This is a genomic window from Streptomyces sp. NPDC005402 (genome assembly GCF_040606575.1).
Classification (GTDB): Bacteria; Actinomycetota; Actinomycetes; order Streptomycetales; family Streptomycetaceae; genus Streptomyces.
In genome coordinates, this window is record NZ_JBEXFB010000005.1 from 275,679 (window position 1) to 296,052 (window position 20,374).

A 20,374-nucleotide genomic window follows, 5' to 3' on the forward strand; every position below is an offset into this window, starting at 1 on the left:
GCCCGGTCACCGCCCGGGGTCGTCGGTTTCCTTGCCGGTGTCGCCCTGAGCGCTCAGAAAGGCCCGCAGCCCCCCGCTCAGGGCCGCCCGCTCACCGGGTGCCATGGCCGCGAGAACCGCGGCGAGCGCCTGCGATCTGCGCGCGGCCACCTCGTCCAGCACGTGCCGACCGCGCACCGTGAGAACGAGCTGCACCTCACGGCGCCGGTGCGGATGCAGCAGTCGCTCCAGCAGGCCGGCCGCCTCCAGCCGGTCGCACAGCCGGCTGGCCGTCGGTGGCCCGATCTCCATGCACTCCGCGAGAGTGGTGAGGTTCAACCCCGGTTCCGACTCCAGGATCCGAAGGGCTCTGAGCTGGTGCGGCGACAGCCTCAGGCTCGCTCCCTGGGCGGCCACCGACCACAGGTTCGCGAGACCGTCCACGGCGTCGGCGACTTCCAGCGCGACGGAGAGTGGGTCGTCACCCGGTCCGCTCGACTGGTCGTCCCCCGAGCCACTGAGACGAGTCACACACCCATCACTTTCCGTAATCGCTTGGCCATGCAGATACCGCCCTCATTCAAACGCGGTACCCGATGAGGCGTCGAGCAAGCACGCGGCCCGCTCCGGAGGACGGCAAAAGAAAGAGGCAAGGAGAGAACTCTCCTTGCCGCTACTCAAGTTATAGCGCGAAGGGGGGCTTGCGGCAAGCCCCGGGGCACGGCGCAGAATCGTCGGCCGAGGCCACAACCTGCGGAAATGGGGGAACGACGTGTTGTTGACGACGTATGGTGCGCGGCGCCCGGGAGGGCAAGGCGGCCGAACGATCCGTCGAAGGAAGGGCCACCGGGGATGAAGACGAGTGCGACAAGCGGTTCGACAGACCCGGAGACGCGGTACGTGTTGGATCTTCAGGAGATCGACGAGAGTCAGGTCGCCGTCGTCGGCGGCAAGGGGGCGCACCTGGGCAGCCTGTCGCGGATCGACGGCATCCGCGTACCGACGGGCTTTTGCGTGACGACGGACGCCTACCGGCGGGTCGTGGCGCAGACGCCGTCGATCGACGAGCAGCTGGATCAGCTGTCGCGCGTGAACCCGGACGACCAGGAGGCGGTCCGCACGCTCAGCGCGGAGATCCGCCGGACCATCGAGGGGATCGCCGTCCCGGACGATCTGGCGGAGGCGATCACCAGCGCGCTCGCCCGGTCCGGCGAGCGGACCGCCTACGCCGTCCGGTCCAGTGCGACGGCCGAGGACCTGCCCACGGCCTCCTTCGCCGGCCAGCAGGACACCTACCTGAACGTCGTGGGACCGACGGCGATCCTCCAGCACATCAGCCGATGCTGGGCCTCACTGTTCACCGAACGGGCCGTGACCTACCGCCGGCGCAACGGCATCGACCACCGTACGGTCCACATGGCCGTGGTCGTGCAGCGGATGGTCTTCCCGCAGGCGGCCGGCATCCTCTTCACGGCCGACCCCGTCACGGGCAACCGGACGGTCGCGACCGTGGACGCCGGTTTCGGCCTCGGCGAGGCCCTGGTCTCCGGCCTGGTGAACCCGGACGTCTTCAAGGTGCGGCACGGCGAGGTCGTCGCCAGGACGATCTCCGCCAAGCAGCGTGCCGTTCACGCCCTGCCGGCCGGCGGCACGCAGGAAGTGGCGGTCGACCTGCGGCGTCAGGAGCAGCCGGCGCTGACGGATGCGCAGGCGGTCCGGCTCGTGGAGCTCGGGCGCCGGATCGAAGCGCGCTTCGGCCGCCCGCAGGACATCGAATGGTGCCTGGTCGACGACGGTTTCCACATCGTGCAGAGCCGCCCGATCACGACGCTGTTCCCCATCCCCGAGAGCGGCGACCAGGAGAACCACGTCTACGTCTCCGTCGGCCATCAGCAGATGATGACCGACGCCATGAAGCCGCTGGGCCTGTCCATGTGGCAGCTGACGGCCATAGTGGCGATGGCCGAGGCAGGCGGGAGGCTGTTCGTCGACGTCACCCGTCGGCTGGCCTCGCCCGCGAGCCGCACCGCGCTACTGGATCTCATGGGCAAGGGCGACCCGCTGGTCAGGGACGCCCTGGAGACCGTCCTGGAGCGCGAGGACTTCGTCCCTTCGCTTCCCGACGCGCCCGGCGGGCCGCGGGCCGGCGGCGCACCCTCCCCGATCGAGACCGATCCGGCCGTCGTCACCGGCCTGATCGAGCGCAGCCAGGCGTCCGTCGCCGCCCTGCGGCGCGACGTCCGCACGAAGGCCGGACCGGCCCTGTTCGACTTCCTGCTGGAGGCCTTCGAGGAGCACAAACGCGTCCTCACCGATCCGCTGAACTTCCAGGCGATCATGGCGGGAATGGAGGCCACGTGGTGGCTCAACGACAAGCTGGAGGAGTGGCTCGGCGAGAAGAACGCGGCTGACACGCTGACCCTGTCCGCCCCCGGCAACATCACGTCGGAGATGGGACTCGCGCTGCTCGACGTCGCGGACGCGATCCGCCCCCATCCGGAGGTGGTCGCATTCCTGGAGGGCGTCGAGGACGACGGCTTCCTCGACGAGCTGACGAAGCTGCCCGGCGGGACCGAGGCACACGACGCCATCGAGGCCTACCTCGACCGGTACGGCATGCGCTGCGTCGGCGAGATCGACATCACGAGGCCGCGTTGGAGCGAACGCCCCAGCACGCTCGTTCCGGTGATCCTCGACAACGTCAGGAACTTCGAACCCGGCGCGGCCCGGCGGCGATTCGAGCAAGGGCGCCAGGAGGCGCAGAAGAAGGAACAGGACGTGCTGGCACGCCTGCGGGCCCTGCCGGACGGGGAGCGGAAAGCCGATGAGACCAAGGGCATGATCGACCGGGTCCGCACCTTCATCGGCTACCGGGAGTATCCGAAGTACAGCATCATCAGCCGCTACTTCGTCTACAAGCAGGCCCTGATGGCGGAGGCCGAGCGCCTTGTGGAGGAGGGTGTGCTCGCGGAGAAGGAGGACGTCTTCTACCTCACCTTCCAGGAGTTCTACGAGGTCGTGCGCGCGAAGCAGATCGACGACCGGCTCGTCCAGCAGCGCAAGGACGCCTTCCGCTCGTACGAGGCGCTCACACCGCCACGGGTCCTCACCTCGGACGGCGAGGCACTCAGCGGGGCGTACCGGCGCGACGACGTGCCGGACGGCGCCCTGGTCGGCCTGCCGGTCTCCACCGGGGCCGTCGAGGGCAGGGCCCGCGTGATCCTCGACATGGCGGACGCCGATCTCGAAGCGGGCGACATCCTGGTCACGACCTTCACGGACCCCAGCTGGTCACCGCTGTTCGTCGGCATCGCGGGCCTGGTGACGGAGGTGGGCGGTCTGATGACCCATGGCGCGGTGATCGCCCGGGAGTACGGCTTGCCGGCCGTCGTGGGCGTGGAGCAGGCCACCCGGCGGATCCGGGACGGGCAGCGGATCCGCGTGCACGGAACCGACGGGTACGTCGAGATCCTGTCCTGACCGCCCACCCGTGACGGAGCCGTGTCCCGGCTCCGTCCCGGGCGCACGAGGAGCTGGGCTCAGGAACGCGTGGCGCTCTCGGTGTCGGGGTGGATGGTGAAGATCTGGTCGAGGCCGACGATGCGCAGCACGCGGAGCATGTTCGGCGGTACGGCGGCGAGGGCGACGTCCGCCTGGGTGTCCTGCGCATTGCTGCGCGCGGCGATCAGGGCCGTGATGCCACTGGAGTCGCAGAACTCCAGTCTGCTCAGGTCCAGGACCAGGCACTGGCCCGGCCGGAGGGAGAGGTCGCCGAGCGCTGCGTGCAGTTCGGCGACGTTGGCGTAGTCGAGTTCGCCGACAAGCTCCAGAACGGGACCGGTCGCGGCATCTCGGGTGGTGATCTTCAGCGGGCTCATCGTTCGTTTCTCGTCTGTGGGTCGGTGGCCGGGACACCGATGGCGAGCAGGGCGGTGTCGTCGTCGAGGCCGTCACCGAAGCTGTCCAGAAGCCCGGTCAGGGCCTCCACTACGGCATGCGGGGACTTGCCCGCATGAGCGGTGACGAAGGAGAGCAGCGCCTCGTCGCCGTAGAGGCCGGTGCGGTCCTGGCCGGTGCGGGCCTCGGTGAGGCCGTCCGTGTAGAGGAGAAGCGTGTCGCCGGGTCCGAGAACGGTACTGGCGCCGACGAAGGGGGCGGAGGGAAGGATGCCGATGAGGAGACCGCCGGGGGTCGGCAGGAAGTCGGCTGTGCCGTCCGCGCGCAGGACGATGACCGGCGGGTGGCCGCCCGAGGCAAGGTGGACGACCACCTGGCCGGTCGTGGGATGGGGTTCGAGGGTGCCGAACACGGCGGTGCAGTAGCGGGGGTCGCCGCTGCCGGCGTAGCGCTCGTGGAGCACCTTGTTGAGGGTGCCCAGGGCGGACTCGGGGTCGGGGTCGTGCAGCGCGGCGGCGCGCAGGGTGTAGCGGGTCAGCGAGGTGATCGCGGCGGCCTGGGGCCCCTTGCCGCACACATCGCCGAGGAAGAAGCCGAAGCGTTTGCCGTCGATGGTGAAGACGTCGTAGAAGTCGCCGCCCAACCGGTCGGGCGAGGCGGTGTGGTAGTGGGTGGCCGTCTGTACGCCGGGTACCGGCGGCAGGATGTCCGGGAGCAGCGACTGCTGGAGTACGGCCAGCGCCTCCTGCAGTCGGGCGCGGTCGGCCTCCGCCTGTCGGCGTGCTTCCTCCGCCTGCAGGCGCGCTTCCTCGGCCGTCTTACGGCGACGCAGGAGTTCCTCTTCGTAGGCGCGGCGGTCCCGGGCGTCGAAGACCGTGGTGCGGATCAGCAGTTGCTGCCCGGTGGTGCCGTGTTTGACGACGGACGAGACCAGCACGGGCATCCGGCCGCCGCCGGTCTGCTTCATCTCCAGGGCTATACCGCTGATCTCGCCCTGCATCCGCAGCAGCGGCGCGAAGTGCGTCTCGTGATACAGCTTGCCGCCGACGGTCAGCAGGTCGGTGAACCGCATCCGGCCCACCACTGCCTCGCGCTCCAGACCGAGCCAGTGCAGCAGTGTGCCGTTGATCTTCGCGACGGTGCCGTCCATCAGCGTGGAGAGATACCCGCAGGGGGCGTTCTCGTAGAGGTCCTCGGCGCCGTCCTCCAGCAGTGCGGCGAACGCCGCGTCCGCGGCTTTGCCGCCGCCGCCCGAGTCCTGCGGGTCGGGCTGCCGGTCGGCGCCGCACATCATCACAGGCTCGCGAGGAAGTCGACGATCGCCTCGTTGGTCGCCTCGGGCGCGGACAGGTGCGGGCAGTGCCCGGTGGCGTCGAGAGTGACCAGGGTCGAGCCGGGAATCGCCTGGTGGACGAAGGCTCCGACCTCACGGGGGGAGATCGCGTCCTGGGTGCATTCCAGCACCAGCGTGGGCACGCTCACGCTCTTCAGGTCGTCCCTCGAATCCGACAGGAACGTGGTCCGGGCGAAGACGCGCGCCATGTCCGGGTCGGTGGCGCAGAAGCTGTTCCTGAGCTCGTCACCCAGCTCGGGCCGATCCGCGTTGCCCATGATCACCGGGGCCATCGCCACCGACCAGCCGAGATAGTTCGCCTCCAGCGACGCCAGCAGTTCGTCGATGTCCTCGGCGCTGAACCCGCCCCGGTACCCCTCGTCGTCGATGTAGCGCGGGGACGGAGCGACCATCACCAGCGCGCCTATTCGCTCCGGGGCCATCCCGGCCGCCAGTACGCCGATCATCGCGCTGACCGAATGGCCCACGAACACCGCGTCGCGCACTTCGAGCGCCTCGCACACCTCGACCACGTCCCGGGCGTACCCGTCCAGGGAGGAATACCGGTCCTCCGAGAACGCGGACGCGTCCGAGCGGCCCGAACCCACGTAGTCGAACAGCACCACGCGATAGTCGTCGACCAGAGCGGGCACCGTCAGCCGCCACATGTTCTGGTCGCAGCCGAAGCCATGCGCCAGCACCACCGTGGGCCCCTGGGCGTTGCCGGTGACGGTCACGTGGTTTCTGCTCGCGATGTCCATACTCAACAGTCTCTCAAGCCGCACGCCCGCGCCGCGACGCACCCTCCACGGCCCGCACTCCCGCGTCACTTCCCCCATGGCACGCAGCCGGCGCGCGCAAGCCCGCGTCGACCAGCATTCCGACGGCCACGGAGAACAGGCCGAGCAGCGTCACCACCATCAGCAGTCGGCGCACCTCGGCCGGCTCGCGTCGGCGCCTACGAAGCTCTGTCTCGGCGCCTCCTGGGCTCAGGAGCGGGTTCGTGGTCGTGTGCGGCCGCCCGCCAGGGCTCGGAGCAGGCGGTTGCGGCTGCCGTTGGGCACGGTCCACAGGGGGTGGCCGCGTACGGCCCACGACTGCAGCAGGGCGTTGGCCGCGAGGAAGCCGCTGGTGGCGGCACGTTCCATCAGGGCGACCGGCAGGTTCGTACGTACCAGGTCGCCCGCGATCACCAGGCCGGGCTGGGGGGTGCGTACGCCGGGGCGGTCGGTGTGTCCGCCGACGGGGAACAGGGGGCAGTCCTGGCGCCATTCGTGCCGTGCGTCGAGGACGCGCGCGTCGCGAGTCTCGGGATAGACGTTCCCGAGCTGCGCGATCAGGTGCTGGGCCTCCGCGTCGGGGTCGGCGTGCTCCGGCAGCGCGTAGCCGTGGAGTTCGACCACGGAACCGCCGGTGCGGGCGGACCATCGTGCGGCCTCCTGCTCCCAGCGTTCCAGGACGCTGACGTTGTCGAGCGAGCCGTATCCCGCCGTGCCCAGGAACCCGGGGCGGCCGGCGTCGACGGCGCGGTCGAGCCAGAGGCGGGAGACGAGGAAGGGCGGGGCGGTGCGGAGCCGGCCGACGCGTTCACGCCAGGCCGCGTCGGCGAGCCGGGGTGAGCGGGCGACCAGGGAGCGCAGGCCCGTGGTGTCGAGGGCCAGGACGACGGAGTCGTAACGCCGCTCCTCGTGGCCCGTGCCGACGGTGAAGGCGCCGTCCGCGGTGGGCGCGACGTGCTCGACGGAGGTGGACAGGCGCAGGTCGACGCCGTGGCGGCTCAGGTGCTTGGCGAGGGGATCCCACAGGGCTGTCGGGAAGGGGTCGTCGGGCACGTCGAAGAGGAGTCCCTCGGAGCTGCCGAGGAAGTAGATGTGGAACATCAGGACCATCTCGGCGGCGGAGAGGTCGCGGGGGTCGGCGAAGAAGCTGCGGGAGAACACCTCGAAGGCCAGGTGGCGTGCGGCGGGCGGGAAGCGCAGGGAGTCGAGGAAGTCGTGGGCGCTGACGGTGTCCAGTCGGGCGTAGACGTCCGGGACGCGGACGTCGAGCAGGGGAAGGGCCGCGGCGGGGTCCAGGCGCGCCAGGTCCCGCCAGCGGAAGGAGGGGCTCAGCGCCACGAAGCCCAGTGCGCTCAGTGGCGGGGTGCGCGGCACTCTGCGGAAGCTGTCGTGCAGTCCGTCGCGGTGCCGCAGCGGATAGTCGGGCAGGCCGGTGAGGTGCCCTGCACCGGCGCGGCGCAACAGGCTCCGCAGGTTGTAGTACTGGCGGAAGAAGGCGTGGAAGCCACGGCTCATGGTCGCGGTGGTGCCGTCGTACAGGTCGGTGGTCCAGCCGCCCACGCGGCCGCCCAGGTAGGCCTCGCGTTCGTGGAGGGTGACGTCGACGCCGCGTTCGGCGAGCGCCGTGGCGGCGGCGAGGCCGGCGATGCCGCCGCCGACGACGGCGGTGCTGCGCTGCCCGCCGACCCGGGTCGCTCCGGGCGGCGGGGGCAGGAGGACGGCGTGGCGGTCCCGTCCGGGGCGGGTGGGGCCCGCCGTGGCGGCGGTCACTGTCCGCTCCGGGCGGCGCGGCGGGCGACGACGGTGTGGGTGATGCCGGTCTGCCAGCCGGGCAGGGGGAGGGCCCGTACCCGATCGAATCCCCGGGCTCGGACACGGTCCGTGAACCGGTCGACCGTGTCGAACTCGACGACGCTGCGCCAGAGGTGGCGGTACAGGTCGCCGTCCCCGAGGGCGGTGGCGACGGGCAGCACCAGGCCGCGGCACACGGCGGTCCAGACGGCACGGTGGAGCGGGCGTCCGCTGAGGGTGTACTCGTGCACGGCGAGCCGGCCGTGCGGGGCCAGCAGGTCGTGGACGGCGTCCAGCACGGCGTCGGGGTCCGCGACGTTGCGGAAGAGGTAGGCGGCGAAGACCGCGTCGAACGGCCCGTTCACGCCCGCGTCGGCGAGCGCCTCCGCCGGAGCGCAGACGAACCTGACCTTGCCGTGCCACGGCTTGGCCATGGCACGGTCCAGCATCCCGGCGGAGGCGTCCACGGCCGTGATGTCGGCGTCGGGCAGCACGCGGGCGAGCGCGGCGGTGGAGGCGCCGGTCCCGCAGCCCAGGTCCAGGACGCGCAACCCGGTGCCGGGGCGGGGCAGCCCGAGCCGGCGCGCCGAGCGGCGCAGATGAGCGTGGTAGCCGGGGTTGGCGGCCACGAGTGTGTCGTAGCTGTACGCCGCATGGTCGAATGCGGCGGCCAGATCCGCGTCACGCAGCACGCTCACGTTGCCTCCTGGTGCGGGTCGTCGGGGTGTCGGATCGGGCCGCTGCAGGAAACGGGGTCGGGGACTTCGGGACTCGGGGATCGGCGGGCCGCACCGCGGGTCAGGGCCCGGGGAAGGGACGTCGGGGAAGCCGGGGCACTTCCGCGGCGGCTCGCAGCATGGGCAGGACGGGGGTGCGCAGTCCGATCGCGAGTTCTTCGCGCAGTCGTGTTCCGCCGTCGAGGAAGCGCAGGAGCCGGGTCATGGGAACCCTGGTGAACAGCCGGGAGAAGAAGTCCGCTCCGTCCACCAGACCACTGTCGAGGGCGTGCAGCAGGACCGCGTCCATGGCGCGGGAGCGGGGCGAGTGCGGCAGCGGGGGGACGGGCCGTCGGCCTTGGCGCAGGGCCGCCGCGACGGCCGCGGTCTGGCGCTGCACGCCGGCGAAGGTGTAGCCGGTCGAGGGCCGGGTGGCTCCGCCGGCCGCCCCGATACGGAAGACCGACTCGCCCGTCTGCCGTGCGAACCTGGCGTCGGTCATCGGGATGACGCCGGTCTCGGTCGCGGTCACCTCGAAGTCCCTCAGCCCGAGCACGCTGCCGGTGTAGTGGTTCAGCGCCTTGTCGTACGCGTCCGCGGACAGGACCGTCGGCGAGAACTCCGTGTACTCCACCAGGGCCTGATCCGGGCCGGTGGGCAGGACGTAGCCGAAGGAGAGGCCCTTCGCGGGCTGGGAGGTGCGCAGATCCATGAACTCCGCGCGGGCCGGGTCGAAGACAGGGCGGCCGGTGCGGACGAACCAGCCGTGGAAGTGCTGGAGGAGTGTCGTACGGGCCGCGGGGAGGCTGCCCAGCGGCCGGGAGTCGAACACCCAGCGGGCCTGCACGGACTCGGAGTGTCCGTCCGCTGTGCGGGCGTCGATCAACGCCCCTTGTGGGAGTCCTTCGACGCTCTCGACCGTCGCCTCGATGCGCCGTACCTGTCCGCTGCGGGCGAGGTCGTACTCGATCAAGGACTCGAAGTCGTCCGAGTGGATCATCTTGTAGCGCAGGGGGGAGATGTCGTGCTCGATCGGCTGCCCGGTGGGCCGGTGCACGCGCAGGCGCTGCCACGACCTGGTGACCGCGGCGTCGTAGGGCCCTCGGCCCGTCTCCCAGAAGCACCAGGTGCGCCGGGGCGGGCGCAGTGGTCCGGGCGGGGCGTCCACGAGGACGACGGACAGGCGCCGCGTGCCGGGGGCGGGGCGACTGAGGCGGTGGGCCAGGGACAGCCCCGCGGCCCCTGCTCCGATGATGGCGACGTCCGCCTCGTACATGGCCGGGTCACTCCCTCCGCGCCGTCGCCGTGCCGTGCAGCGACATCCGGTCGCAGTACCCGTCCGGAGGCGGATCTCACCCCATGGGTCTCGCCGGCCGTAGTGCGAACTGCGTCGGTTCTGCGTCGTCGTCACGCGGCGCACTCGACGAGAGCGTCCTTGCTGAGCCGGCCGGCGAGGCGGCGCAGGCCTCGGCGCGCGTGGCTCTTGACCGTTCCCAGGGGCCAGCCGGTGAGTTCGGCGATCTGGGTCTGGGTGAGGTCGTCGTAGAAGGCCAGGTTGAGCACGCGGCGCTGCGGTGCCGGAAGCTGTGACATCTCGGCGGCGAGCAGGACACGGTCGAGGGCGGCCTCCGGAAGCGCGGCCTCGTCGTCGGCCCGCAGCAGCAGCTGGGCGCCGGCGGCGGCGACGAGTTCGTTGCGCCGGGTGCGGGCGGCGAGTGCGTCGGCGATCTTCCGGCGGGCGATGCCCGTGAGCCAGCCGGGCAGGGTGCCGCGGTCCGGCGCGAATCCTGCGCGGCCTCGCCACGCGGCGAGGAACACCAGCTGGGTGACGTCCTCCGCCTCCCTCGCATCCCCCAGGGAGCGCCGGGCGAGGGCGTGGACGAGCGGACCCCACCGATGGTGCACGACTGTGAGGCATGTCTCGTCCCCTTTGAGAAACCCGTCGACGAGCTCGCTGTCGTCGATGTCCCCGCCGGTTCGCTGTGCGGTCGTCATCGTCACTCCTCCGCTGGGCCTGGTGGTCACCGAGAGCGACCGCGGCCCTTCCACCGTGCGGATTCCATACATGTGGGGCAACTTGCATCGACTTCGCATCGAATTGGGCAGGAGAGATGAGAGACGCACTCAGTGGGAGCGTCGGTCCCGGTCCTACCGTGCCGCCCCGCATCCGTCTCCGCCACCGGAGGCGAACCGGTCATGACGACGCCAGCTCTGATCACGAGGATTCGATGAGGGGTACCGGCATGAGCTCCACCGTGGCAAAGGGCCACAGCGCGGACCGGAGTCCGTGCGCACAGTCGCCCGCCGAGCAGGTCTCCCCCGCACCGCCCCACCGGACGGCCGAAGAGACGGGCCACGGCCGGGACGATCATCAGCGCGCCTCCCCGCCCGAGAACCGTCCGGCCTACGGCGACGATCCGCGCGCCGTGGACGCGGACGTGCCCCACGCCGTGCGCGCGGTGCTCGGTGACCTGCTGGACCACCAGCTGGCCGCGGCCGAAGCCGTCGATCCGCTCTTCGGCGAGGACCTGGCCGCGCGCGTCGCCCGTTTCACGCGGAGCGGCGGCAGGCTGGGCCGCTCCCGCTTCGTGTGGTGGGCGCTGCGGGCCTGCGGCGGCGACGAGCCCTGGCGGGCGCACGCCGCGCTGCGGATCGGCGCCGCCCTGGAACTCATCCAGACCTGTGCCCTGGTCCATGACGACGTGATGGACGGCGCACGGCTGCGCCGCGGACGGCCGGCGCTGCATGTCGACGTGGCGGCCCAGTACAGCGGCGCGTGCGACGCGCGGCGCTGTGAGCGGCTCGGGGAGGCCGCGGCGATCCTCGCCGGTGACCTGGCCCTGGCCTGGGCGGACGACGTGGTCGCGGACACCGAGATGCCACGTCCCACCGCGCGACGGGTCCGGGACCTGTGGCGTGCCCTGCGCACGGAGATGGTGGCCGGGCAGTACCTGGACGTGCAGGGTGAGGCCACCTCGGCGCGTTCTCTGGCCCGGGCGATCCGCGCCGCCTGCCTCAAGAGCGCCCTGTACTCCGTGGAACGCCCGCTCGCGCTGGGGGCGGCGGTGGCCGACGCGGGCCCCGCCGCCACCCGGGCCCTGTGTTCGGCGGGCCGCTGCGTCGGGCTGGCCTTCCAGCTGCGCGACGACCTCCTCGACGTCTTCGGAGATCCTCGCGACACCGGCAAGCCCGCGGGCGGCGACATCCGCAGTGGCAAACCCACCTACCTCGCCGCGGTCGCGCAGGCGCGGGCCGAGAGCTCGGGCGAGCGACGTGCCCAGGACCTGCTGCGCGACACGCTCGGCCGTACGGACGCCTCCGATGCCGAACTCGCCGCGGTACGCGAGGTGTTCGTGACAACGGGCGCACGCGACACCGTGGAGGGGAAGATCCGCAGACTGGTGGCCCAGGGACTGCGCCATCTGGACACCGCTGCGCTGGAACCCGAGCCCACGAGGCAGTTGCGGATGCTGGCACGGTCCGCGAGCGGAGTTGCCGACAGTGCGGCCTCCGGAGTGGTTCCCCTCTCCCTCATCCTGGCTACCGGCGAGGGGGCCGGCCGATGACCCGTACCGTTCCCGGGCGCACCGACCATGTGGTGGTCGTCGGCGCCGGACTGTCCGGACTGGCGGCCGCCCTGCACCTGCTGGGCGCCGGACGCCGGGTGACGGTGGTGGAGCGCGACGCGTCACCCGGCGGACGGGCCGGACGGGTGGTCCGCGGCGGCTATCACATCGACACCGGTCCCACAGTGCTGACGATGCCTCATCTGGCGGACGAGGCATTCGCCGCCGTCGGCGACAGCCTGGGCGCACGCGTGGATCTCATGCCGCTGCACCCGGCCTACCGCGCCCGGTTCGCCGACGGCAGCACCCTGGACGTCCACACCGGCGCCGAGGCGATGGAGGCGGAGATCGAGCGCTTCGCCGGTGCCCGCGAGGCCGCCGGATACCGGCGGTTGCGCTCCTGGCTGGAGCAGCTGTACCGGGTGCAGATGAGGCGCTTCATCGACGCCGACTTCGACTCGCCCCTGCACCTGCTCCATCCCGACCTCGCCCGCCTGGCCGCCCTCGGCGGGTTCGGGCGGCTGGACGCGCGCATCGGACGCTTCCTGCACGACGAGCGGCTGCGGCGCGTCTTCTCCTTCCAGTCCCTGTACGCCGGTGTGGCACCCGAACGCGCCCTGGCCGCGTACGCCGTCATCGCGTACATGGACACGGTGGCGGGCGTCTGGTTCCCGCGTGGCGGCATGCACGCCCTGCCCCGGGCGATGGCGGACGCCGCCGCGGACGCGGGGGCCGACCTGCGCTTCGGGGAGACGGTCACGCGCCTGGAACGCTCCGGGGAGCGGATCACGGCGGTGATCACCGACACCGGCCGTATCGCCTGCGACGCCGTCGTCCTCACCCCCGACCTGCCCGTCACCTACCGGCTGCTGGGCCGCGCCCCGAGGCGGCCGGTGGGTCTGCGGTTCTCACCCTCCGCCGTGGTCCTGCACGCCGGCACGGACCGCACGTGGCCCTGGCTGGCCCACCACACCATCTCCTTCGGCGCGGCATGGCGGCGGACGTTCTCCGAACTCACCGAGAGCGGCCGCCTGATGAGCGATCCGTCCCTGCTCATCACGCGCCCGACCACCACCGATCCGAGCCTCGCCCCGCCCGGACGTCACCTGCACTACATCCTCGCTCCCTGCCCGAACACCGCCCTCGGCCCCGGCGCGGCCGACTGGCGCGAACTGGGCCCGCGTTACCGCGACAGCCTGCTCACGGAACTGCACCGGCGCGGCCTGGACGGCATCGCCGCCGCCGTGGAGGAGGAGTGCCTGGTCACTCCGGCCGACTGGCAGGCACAGGGTCATGCGGCCGGCTCACCCTTCTCCGCCGCGCACACCTTCGCGCAGACCGGGCCGTTCCGGCCGCGCAACCTGGTGCGCGGCACGGTCAACGCCGTTCTCGCCGGCTGCGGCACCACCCCAGGCGTCGGCGTACCGACCGTCCTGCTGTCGGGCAAGCTCGCCGCGGCCCGGATCACGGGCGGTGCCCGTCGCGTACGGCCGCGCCCCGCCGTACGCGCCCCCCGGGAAAGGAGGCCGGTATGACCGACCGTGAACTCGACGCGGCCGGCGTCACCGATCCGGCACTGCGGCAGGCGTACGCCCGTTGCAGGCGGCTGAACGCCCGGCACGGCAGGACGTACTTCCTCGCCACCCGTCTGCTGCCGGTGGCGCGCCGGCCGGCGGTGCACGCGCTGTACGGGTTCGCCCGGTGGGCCGACGACATCGTCGACACGCTCGACGGGACGACCACCGCGGCCGAGCGCGCGGAGCGACTGACCCGTCTGCAGCACCAGTTGGAGACGGGACTGGGCACGGGCCGCAGCACCGAACCGGTGGTCCGCGCCCTGGCCGACACCGCGCTGCGCTACGACATCGACCCCCGCCACTTCACCGACTTCATGACCGCGATGCGCGCCGACCTCGACATCACGGGCTATGCCACCTACGCCGACCTGCGCACGTACACCCACGGTTCGGCGGAGGTGATCGGTCTGCAGATGCTGCCGGTGCTCGGCACGGTCGTCCCGCGCGAGGAGGCGGCACCGCACGCGGCGGCCCTGGGCGTGGCGTTCCAGCTGACCAACTTCCTGCGGGACGTGGGCGAGGACCTCGACCGCGGCCGCGTCTATCTTCCCGCCGACCTGCTGGCCGCCCACGGCGTCGACCGGCGACTGCTGCGCTGGAGCCGTCACACCGGACAGCCCGACCGCCGGATCACCGCCGCCCTGCGGGAGTTCGAGCGGCTGACTCGCGCGCTCTACCGGGAGGCCGCCCCGGGGCTGGCCATGCTCGACCCTGTCTCGCGCCCGTGCATCCGCACCGCCTTCGTCCTGTACGGCGCAATCCTGGACGCGGTCGCCGCGGACGAGTACCGCTCGGTGCAGCGCCGTGCCGTGGTCCCGGGACGTCGCCGTGCCGTCGTGGCCCTGGACGGCCTGGTCCGGGTGGGCGCGGCGCGGCTGCGGCACAGGAGGGCCGACGACCTGGCAGCACACTCGCCGGGCACGGCGGCCCACACGTCATCGACCTTGCGGAGGATCGCATGAAACCCCGGCGACCTGCGGGACGTGCCCGCTACCCGCTCTCCCTGCGGCGCCGCCCGGTGCGTTGGGAGAAGCAGCGACCGACATGGGGGCAGGCCCGGCCCGCGCTGATCGCCGAGGCGCTGAAGCGGGCCCAGGCCCGACCGTCCGGCAACTGGTACGTCGTCGGCGGCACGCGGGACGTGCGACGAGACCGGCCGTTGTCCGCCACGGTGGCCGGGCAGGAACTGGTGGTGTGGCGCACCGCCGACGGGCGACTTGCGGCGGGGCCCGGCGTCTGCCCGCACCTGGGGGCACCGCTCGCCGACAGCCCGGTGCGCTGCGGGGCCCTCGTCTGCCATTGGCACGGACTGGCCCTGCACGGCGGCCCGTTCGCCGGCTGGGAGCCGTTGCCCGTGCACGACGACGGCGTGCTGGTCTGGGTGCGCCTGGACCAGGTGGGCGGTGAACCGCCGACCCGGGCACCGGTCGTCCCGCCCCGCCCCGAGCTGTCGCGTTCCGTCGCCGCCGTCTACGCCGGGGTGGGGATCTGCGAGCCCGAGGACGTGGTGGCGAACCGGCTGGACCCCTGGCACGGGGCCTGGTTCCACCCGTACTCCTTCGTCGACCTGACCGTCGTCGGCACTCCCGACGCCGAGGGCGGGGGCGAGGACGGGTTCACCGTGGACGTCTCCTTCAAGGTCGCCGGGCGGTTCGTCGTACCGGTGCGGGCCCTGTTCACCACGCCCGAACCGCGGACGGTCCTCATGCGCATCACCGAGGGCGAGGGCCTGGGCTCCGTGGTCGAGACGCACGCGACCCCGCTCGGCCCGGACGAACTGGGCCGGCCGCGCACGGCCGTCGTCGAAGCGGTCGTGGCCTCCTCAGCGCGTCCCGGCTTCGCCGTGGCGCGCGCGGCGGCCCCCGTCCTGCGCCGCCTGATGGCGGCGGGGGCCGCGCGGCTGTGGCGCGACGACCTGGCCTACGCCGAACGCCGCCGGCTGCTGCGCTCCACCGGACGCTTCCCCGGCTGACCTACTCCGAGGTGACCGTGTGCCTGCCGCGGTTCAGTCCGACGGTTCGGCGACCGCGTCGGGGTGATCGGTGAGGTAGTCCTGGAGGACCGACAGGAAGCCGGCGTCGGGGCGAAGTCCCAGTGCGGCGGCGCGCCGGTGGTCGACGACGGCCGGCCATGAGCCGACGATCGCTTCGACCGCCGGGTCGGGAGCGAGGGTGACCCGGTCGGCGACCGTGTCACCGGCCACCTGCCGCAGGGTCGCGAGTATGTCGGCGACCGAGACGGTCAGGGCCGGCAGATTCACCGGCAGCGGGCCCTCCAGGCGCCCTGGTCCGGTGCCGCGTTCGGCCTCGGCGACGCGGAGGATGCCCTCGACGGTGCGCCGGGGTGAGGCGAGCGCCACCTTCAGAGCGGGATCCACCGGGCAGACCGCGGGCAGGCCCGCGAGCGGTTCGCGGACGATGCCGGACAGGAAGGCGGAGGCTGCCGCGTTGGGCCTGCCCGGACGTACCGCCACCGTCATCAGACGCGCGACACGCCCGTCGACGAAGCCGCGTCGGGTGCAGTCCGCGATCAGCTGTTCGCACATCAGCTTCTGGGTGCCGTAACTCGACCGCGGTACCGGCACCGTCGTCTCGCTGACCACCGGTGGCAGAGGCAGGGCCGGGTGGGAGCCGTAGACGGCGACACTGCTGGCGAACAGCATCCGCAGCACCGGCCCGCCCGACCGGGCCTGGGCACGCGCCGCCTCCAGCAGCGCGCGGGTGACGTCCACGTTGGCGTGCATCCCGAGGTCGAAGTCGGCCTCGCACTCGGCCGACACCGCGGCGGCGAGATGGAACAGCGCGTCCACCGGCTCGGCGAACACCTCGTCCAGGCGCTCGAGCAGTTCCCCGTGCACGACCTGGACCGGCACGCCTGCCCCTCGCGAGTGGTCGGGCCAGGCAACGCGGTCCACCAGCACGAGGCGGCTGATCTGCGCACCGCCGAAGGTCCCGGCCCGCGACAACGCGCCGACCAGCAATCGGCCGAGGAACCCGGACGCACCCGTCACGACGACTCTCACCGTTCATCTCCTCCAGAGGCGGCTTGTCTCCTGGATGTCGTACCCAAATGGGCCCGGAAACGGTTCGAGCCGCTCCGGGTCTCCCAGCGGCTCAGAAAGCCGCAGGGTTTCCAGCTCGTGGGTGATGCCGCCGTATCCTCCGGCCGATGATCGGCTCGCGTCGACCGGTGAGCAGGGACACCGACCGCGGCCGCGGTGGCTTCGGCGAGGGGCGACAGGCGTCCCGCCGCCGGGGGCGACGTCCTCCGGGCGGACATGACCGTCGGCGATCACCGCCGGGAAGCCGGCGTGCCCGCCCATCGCGTTCGCCGGCGGACATCACCACCCCGCCCCGCCCCTCCCTGCCGCACAGCCGTCACTCGCCGCACCTCCACCAGCCGTGGGAAGTGCGTGGCACCGTGGTCGGTGCCCCGTCGGGGAAGCGCTTCGACGCGCACCTTCGCGAAGCTCGATGCAGTTTTCATGCGGATCAACCCGTTCTCTCCGGCGTCGCGTTGCGCTAGGCTCCCGCACTATGTCGAAGCGCTTCGACGATCAGCGTCTTCGACACAGGGGGCAGGCCTTTCGACTCAATGGAGAGTTCCATGCCGAGCTCAGCCGGTTTCACTCGCCGCCAGATCATGACGACCTCCGCGGCCCTCGCAGTGACGGCCTTGTCCGTCCCGACGGCCGCCCAGGCCGCCGTCCGGTCCACCGGCTCCGCCGCGTCGATGTCCGCGATGGACGTCGTCGCACACATGCAGCCCGGCTGGAATCTGGGCAACAGCTTCGAGGCCATCGGCGCCGACGAGACGGCATGGGGCAATCCGCGGGTGACCCAGGCGTTCCTCCGCAAACTGAAGGCGCAGGGCTTCAAGAGCATCCGGATCCCGGTGACCTGGGGCCAGCACGAGGGCCCGGCTCCGACCTACGCCCTCGACCCGGCGTTCCTGGCCAGGATCAGGCAAGTGGTCGACTGGGCCCTGGCCGACGGCTTTTACGTTCTGATCAACATGCACGGCGACGCGTGGCAGTGGGTGCCGAACATGCCGACCCAGCATGACGCGGTGCTGGCTCAGTACACGGCCACCTGGCAGCAGATCGCGGCCACCTTCCGGGACGCATCGCGCCGACTGCTCTTCGAGAGCATCAACGAGCCCTTCTTCAACGGCAGTTCGGGCGACCAGCAGAACGCCGTTCTCATGAACGAGCTCAACACGACCTTCCACTCGGTGGTGCGCGCGACCGGCGGAGGCAATGCCGACCGGCTGCTCGTCATGCCGACCCTCGGGGACACCCCGGACCAGGCCAAGATCGACACCCTGCTCGCCACCTTCAGCGCGCTCGACGACCCGAACCTCGTGGCCTCGATCCACTACTACAGCTTCTGGCCGTTCAGCGTGAACCTCGCCGGCTACACCACCTTCGACGCGGCCACCCAGCAGGACCTGACCGACACGTTCGACCTCCTGCACAGGTCTTTCGTGGCCAAGGGGATCCCGGTCGTCGTCGGTGAGTACGGGCTGCTCGGCTGGGACTCCGGCCCCGGCACGGTCGAACAGGGTGAGACGCTCAAGTACCTCGAGTATCTCGGCTACTACGCGCGCCAGCAGGGCTTGACCACGATGCTGTGGGACAACGGCAGTCGCTTCAACCGCCGCACCCTGCAATGGAACGACCCGAGCCTCTATGCGCAGATACGGTCGAGCTGGACCGGGCGCTCCGGCACCGCGTCGACCGACCAGCTCTTCGTGCCCAAGGGCAAGACCCCGACGGACGCGACGATCACGCTGAACCCCAACGGCACCCGGCTGATGAGGATCGATGTCGGCACCCGCCCTCTGATCCGGGGCGTGGACTACACCGTCAGCGGCAGCACCCTGACGATCGCAGGGGCGACGCTCGGCCGACTGACCGCGTCGCAGGAGTACGGCACGAATGCTGTCTTGTCCCTCCGGTTCACGGACGGAATTCCTTGGGCCGTCAACGTCATCACCTATGACCAGCCGGTGCTGGCGAGCGCGACGGGCACGACGGCCTCGCTGGTGATTCCCACCGCGTTCAACGGCGACAAGCTGGCAACCATGGAAGCCGTCTACGCCGACGGAACCGCCGCCGGTCCGCAGTCCTGGACGACATACAAGCAATTCAACGTGGCCTTCACACCGGACTACACCGCGGGCACGATCACCTTGCCGACCGCGTTCTTCGACGGTGTCACCGACGGCACCACCGTGACCCTCACCTTCCACTTCTGGAGCGGCACGCAATTGACGTACACGGTGACCAGGTCCGGCACCGCGATCACGGGCACCTCCGTCTGACGACCACGTCACGGGCGCGGCCTTCGCACCTGTCGGCGACTCTCCGCGCCCGCGTCACCTCGATCTGAGCGCGATCGCCTCGGCGACGCGGGCGCCGCGGCCTGGGCCTCATCGCCCACTGCCGGCACGCTGACCCACCTGAACATGGCGGCCACCGAACTGAGAGCGCCCCGCACCGGCCGCGTTCCTCACCCGACCGGCGAATACCAGGGCAGAACTCGCAAGCCAGGACGCCTTCACGTGGTGAACTCGTGAAAGATTGACTGGAGTTGTGAAAAGGGACAAGAATGCGGCTCGCTCGCTGTGACTGAAGCGAGCGAAGTGACGCGAGTGGCTCAGCCACGGCTTGCATTCCCACTCTCCGCCCTCCGCGGCCGCTCGCGTCCTGCCACCTCCCACATTTCTCGAAACCGCCAGGACATATCTTGACGCGCTTTTCACGCTCCAGAACGTCGGCCGCTGTCGCCGCCACCGCCTTCATCGCCACGGCCACCCCCCTGTTCGGGGCCACTGCCGCCGCCGCCACACCCGGGGGCGGCTGCCAGACGGCCACGGTTCAGTACCGCCTCGTCGACGCCGACGGGAAGCCGGTCGGTGCCGACTGGACCTCACAGGGCGGCTTCCACCAGTTGTCCGCCGCCCCCGGCACGATCGAGGTGCGGCTGGCTCCCGGGCAGACGGTCGGCGAGAGCTGCAAGTACCCGGTCTCGCTGGCCGAGTACACCACCGAGGGCCCCAACTGGTACACCTCCGGTCTCCAGACCCTCGTCGACCACGACACGGTCTATCTCGGCGCCGCGGACCTCCCCGGCGCCGACGACGCCAAGCGGACCTGGCAGAAGCTCACGGTGAAAACGCCGGACTGCTACGGGCAGATCGACCTGTACGGCGACGACGTCATCTACGACGGCGGATCGGGAGACGGGCACGGGCCCGCGCCCTACCAGCCCGACAACGTCGTCACGCCCGACCACCTGATCGCCGCGTGGAACGGTGGCGACAAGTCGTGCACGCCCGAGCAGCCGAACTCCCCCACGCCCCCGGCCTCCCCATCCACGCCGGACAGCCCGAGCAGCCCGCCGGCCAGCCCGCCGCCCGCGGACGAGACGACTCCGCCTGCCACGTCCACGACCCCGCCTCCCAGCTCCAGCACTCCGCCCACCACCCCGGACGTCCCTCCGCTGGAGTCGACGCCCCCGACCGCTCCGGCGCCCTCGCCCAGCGACAGCACCCCGCCGCTGGCCGAGACCGGCTCCAGCGCGCCGGTCGGTCTGATAGCAGGCGGCGCGGCCGCGGTGATCGCCCTCGGGGCGGCCGCCCTCTACGGCACCCGCCGCACCCGGCGTTCCTGACCAGGACCGCTGACACCACCGGCACGCGGTGAGTCAGCCGGCGGTTTCGCCCGAGGCAC

The 20,374-nt window shown here is 71.6% G+C and carries 16 protein-coding genes; 7 read left to right on the forward strand and 9 right to left on the reverse strand.

Going from position 1 to position 20,374, the window contains the following annotated elements; translation table 11 throughout:
• Window positions 1-6: 6 nt before the first annotated feature.
• On the reverse strand, window positions 7-510 hold the full coding sequence (locus tag ABZT02_RS12035; RefSeq protein ID WP_356016765.1) for a MarR family transcriptional regulator: 504 nt from the start codon (window positions 508-510) through the stop codon (window positions 7-9).
• Between the two features lie 321 nt (window positions 511-831).
• Between ABZT02_RS12035 and rph the strand changes: the two genes are divergently transcribed.
• Window positions 832-3,459 (forward strand): rifamycin-inactivating phosphotransferase, encoded by a 2,628-nt coding sequence (gene rph, locus ABZT02_RS12040; protein WP_356016767.1) that lies wholly within the window; start codon window positions 832-834, stop codon window positions 3,457-3,459.
• A 59-nt stretch (window positions 3,460-3,518) separates the two neighbouring features.
• On the opposite strand, the gene ABZT02_RS12045 is transcribed toward rph, so the two are convergent.
• The 7 genes from ABZT02_RS12045 to ABZT02_RS12075 all read right to left on the reverse strand — a co-directional run bounded on the left by ABZT02_RS12045 (window position 3,519) and on the right by ABZT02_RS12075 (window position 10,490).
• Entirely contained in the window at window positions 3,519-3,857 is a 339-nt protein-coding gene (locus ABZT02_RS12045; RefSeq protein WP_356016769.1) for an STAS domain-containing protein, read from the reverse strand.
• Entirely contained in the window at window positions 3,854-5,167 is a 1,314-nt protein-coding gene (locus ABZT02_RS12050; protein WP_356016771.1) for a SpoIIE family protein phosphatase, read from the reverse strand. Before ABZT02_RS12050 ends, ABZT02_RS12045 begins: the two co-directional genes overlap by 4 nt.
• 2 nt (window positions 5,168-5,169) lie before the next feature.
• Window positions 5,170-5,970 (reverse strand): alpha/beta hydrolase, encoded by an 801-nt coding sequence (locus tag ABZT02_RS12055; RefSeq protein WP_356016773.1) that lies wholly within the window; start codon window positions 5,968-5,970, stop codon window positions 5,170-5,172.
• Window positions 5,971-6,198: 228 nt separating this feature from the next.
• A complete protein-coding gene (locus tag ABZT02_RS12060) occupies window positions 6,199-7,758 on the reverse strand; it encodes an FAD-dependent oxidoreductase (protein ID WP_356016775.1) in 1,560 nt (519 codons plus the stop codon).
• Entirely contained in the window at window positions 7,755-8,477 is a 723-nt protein-coding gene (locus ABZT02_RS12065; RefSeq protein ID WP_356016777.1) for a methyltransferase domain-containing protein, read from the reverse strand. The genes ABZT02_RS12060 and ABZT02_RS12065 overlap by 4 nt, the downstream gene beginning before the upstream one ends.
• Before the next feature lie 100 nt (window positions 8,478-8,577).
• Window positions 8,578-9,771, reverse strand: coding sequence for a lycopene cyclase family protein (locus ABZT02_RS12070; RefSeq protein WP_356016780.1), 1,194 nt, complete (start codon window positions 9,769-9,771; stop codon window positions 8,578-8,580).
• A 131-nt stretch (window positions 9,772-9,902) separates the two neighbouring features.
• Window positions 9,903-10,490, reverse strand: a complete 588-nt coding sequence (locus ABZT02_RS12075; protein WP_356016782.1) for a sigma-70 family RNA polymerase sigma factor — start codon at window positions 10,488-10,490, stop codon at window positions 9,903-9,905.
• Between the two features lie 248 nt (window positions 10,491-10,738).
• On the opposite strand from ABZT02_RS12075, the gene ABZT02_RS12080 reads away from it, so the two are divergent.
• From ABZT02_RS12080 to ABZT02_RS12095, 4 genes are read left to right on the forward strand one after another with little or no spacing between them, the layout of a single operon-like run.
• On the forward strand, window positions 10,739-12,061 hold the full coding sequence (locus ABZT02_RS12080; RefSeq protein WP_356016784.1) for a polyprenyl synthetase family protein: 1,323 nt from the start codon (window positions 10,739-10,741) through the stop codon (window positions 12,059-12,061).
• A complete protein-coding gene (gene crtI, locus ABZT02_RS12085) occupies window positions 12,058-13,596 on the forward strand; it encodes a phytoene desaturase family protein (protein WP_356016786.1) in 1,539 nt (512 codons plus the stop codon). The genes ABZT02_RS12080 and crtI overlap by 4 nt, the downstream gene beginning before the upstream one ends.
• Window positions 13,593-14,600: a phytoene/squalene synthase family protein gene (locus ABZT02_RS12090; protein WP_356016788.1), complete on the forward strand. Its 1,008-nt coding sequence runs from the start codon at window positions 13,593-13,595 to the stop codon at window positions 14,598-14,600. The genes crtI and ABZT02_RS12090 overlap by 4 nt, the downstream gene beginning before the upstream one ends.
• Window positions 14,597-15,610, forward strand: a complete 1,014-nt coding sequence (locus ABZT02_RS12095; RefSeq protein WP_356016790.1) for a DUF5914 domain-containing protein — start codon at window positions 14,597-14,599, stop codon at window positions 15,608-15,610. Before ABZT02_RS12090 ends, ABZT02_RS12095 begins: the two co-directional genes overlap by 4 nt.
• Window positions 15,611-15,643: 33 nt before the next feature.
• Here ABZT02_RS12095 and denD read toward each other — a convergent pair whose 3' ends face one another.
• Window positions 15,644-16,660, reverse strand: a complete 1,017-nt coding sequence (denD, locus tag ABZT02_RS12100; protein ID WP_356016792.1) for a D-erythronate dehydrogenase — start codon at window positions 16,658-16,660, stop codon at window positions 15,644-15,646.
• 584 nt (window positions 16,661-17,244) lie between these two features.
• On the opposite strand from denD, the gene ABZT02_RS12105 reads away from it, so the two are divergent.
• Together ABZT02_RS12105 and ABZT02_RS12110 are read left to right on the forward strand one after the other, a co-directional pair.
• Entirely contained in the window at window positions 17,245-18,963 is a 1,719-nt protein-coding gene (locus tag ABZT02_RS12105; protein ID WP_356016794.1) for a cellulase family glycosylhydrolase, read from the forward strand.
• A gap of 425 nt (window positions 18,964-19,388) precedes the next feature.
• Window positions 19,389-20,315, forward strand: coding sequence for a hypothetical protein (locus ABZT02_RS12110; RefSeq protein WP_356016796.1), 927 nt, complete (start codon window positions 19,389-19,391; stop codon window positions 20,313-20,315).
• Window positions 20,316-20,374 lie beyond the last annotated feature (59 nt).

Bases quoted from the DNA above. Each gene is read 5' to 3' on its own strand.
- rph (WP_356016767.1), top strand. From the start codon at position 832: ATGAAGACGAGTGCGACAAGCGGTTCGACAGACCCGGAGACGCGGTAC.
- ABZT02_RS12045 (WP_356016769.1), bottom strand. From the start codon at position 3,857: ATGAGCCCGCTGAAGATCACCACCCGAGATGCCGCGACCGGTCCCGTT.
- ABZT02_RS12050 (WP_356016771.1), bottom strand. From the start codon at position 5,167: ATGTGCGGCGCCGACCGGCAGCCCGACCCGCAGGACTCGGGCGGCGGC.
- ABZT02_RS12055 (WP_356016773.1), bottom strand. From the start codon at position 5,970: ATGGACATCGCGAGCAGAAACCACGTGACCGTCACCGGCAACGCCCAG.
- ABZT02_RS12070 (WP_356016780.1), bottom strand. From the start codon at position 9,771: ATGTACGAGGCGGACGTCGCCATCATCGGAGCAGGGGCCGCGGGGCTG.
- ABZT02_RS12075 (WP_356016782.1), bottom strand. From the start codon at position 10,490: ATGACGACCGCACAGCGAACCGGCGGGGACATCGACGACAGCGAGCTC.
- ABZT02_RS12080 (WP_356016784.1), top strand. From the start codon at position 10,739: ATGAGCTCCACCGTGGCAAAGGGCCACAGCGCGGACCGGAGTCCGTGC.
- crtI (WP_356016786.1), top strand. From the start codon at position 12,058: ATGACCCGTACCGTTCCCGGGCGCACCGACCATGTGGTGGTCGTCGGC.
- ABZT02_RS12090 (WP_356016788.1), top strand. From the start codon at position 13,593: ATGACCGACCGTGAACTCGACGCGGCCGGCGTCACCGATCCGGCACTG.
- ABZT02_RS12095 (WP_356016790.1), top strand. From the start codon at position 14,597: ATGAAACCCCGGCGACCTGCGGGACGTGCCCGCTACCCGCTCTCCCTG.
- ABZT02_RS12105 (WP_356016794.1), top strand. From the start codon at position 17,245: ATGCCGAGCTCAGCCGGTTTCACTCGCCGCCAGATCATGACGACCTCC.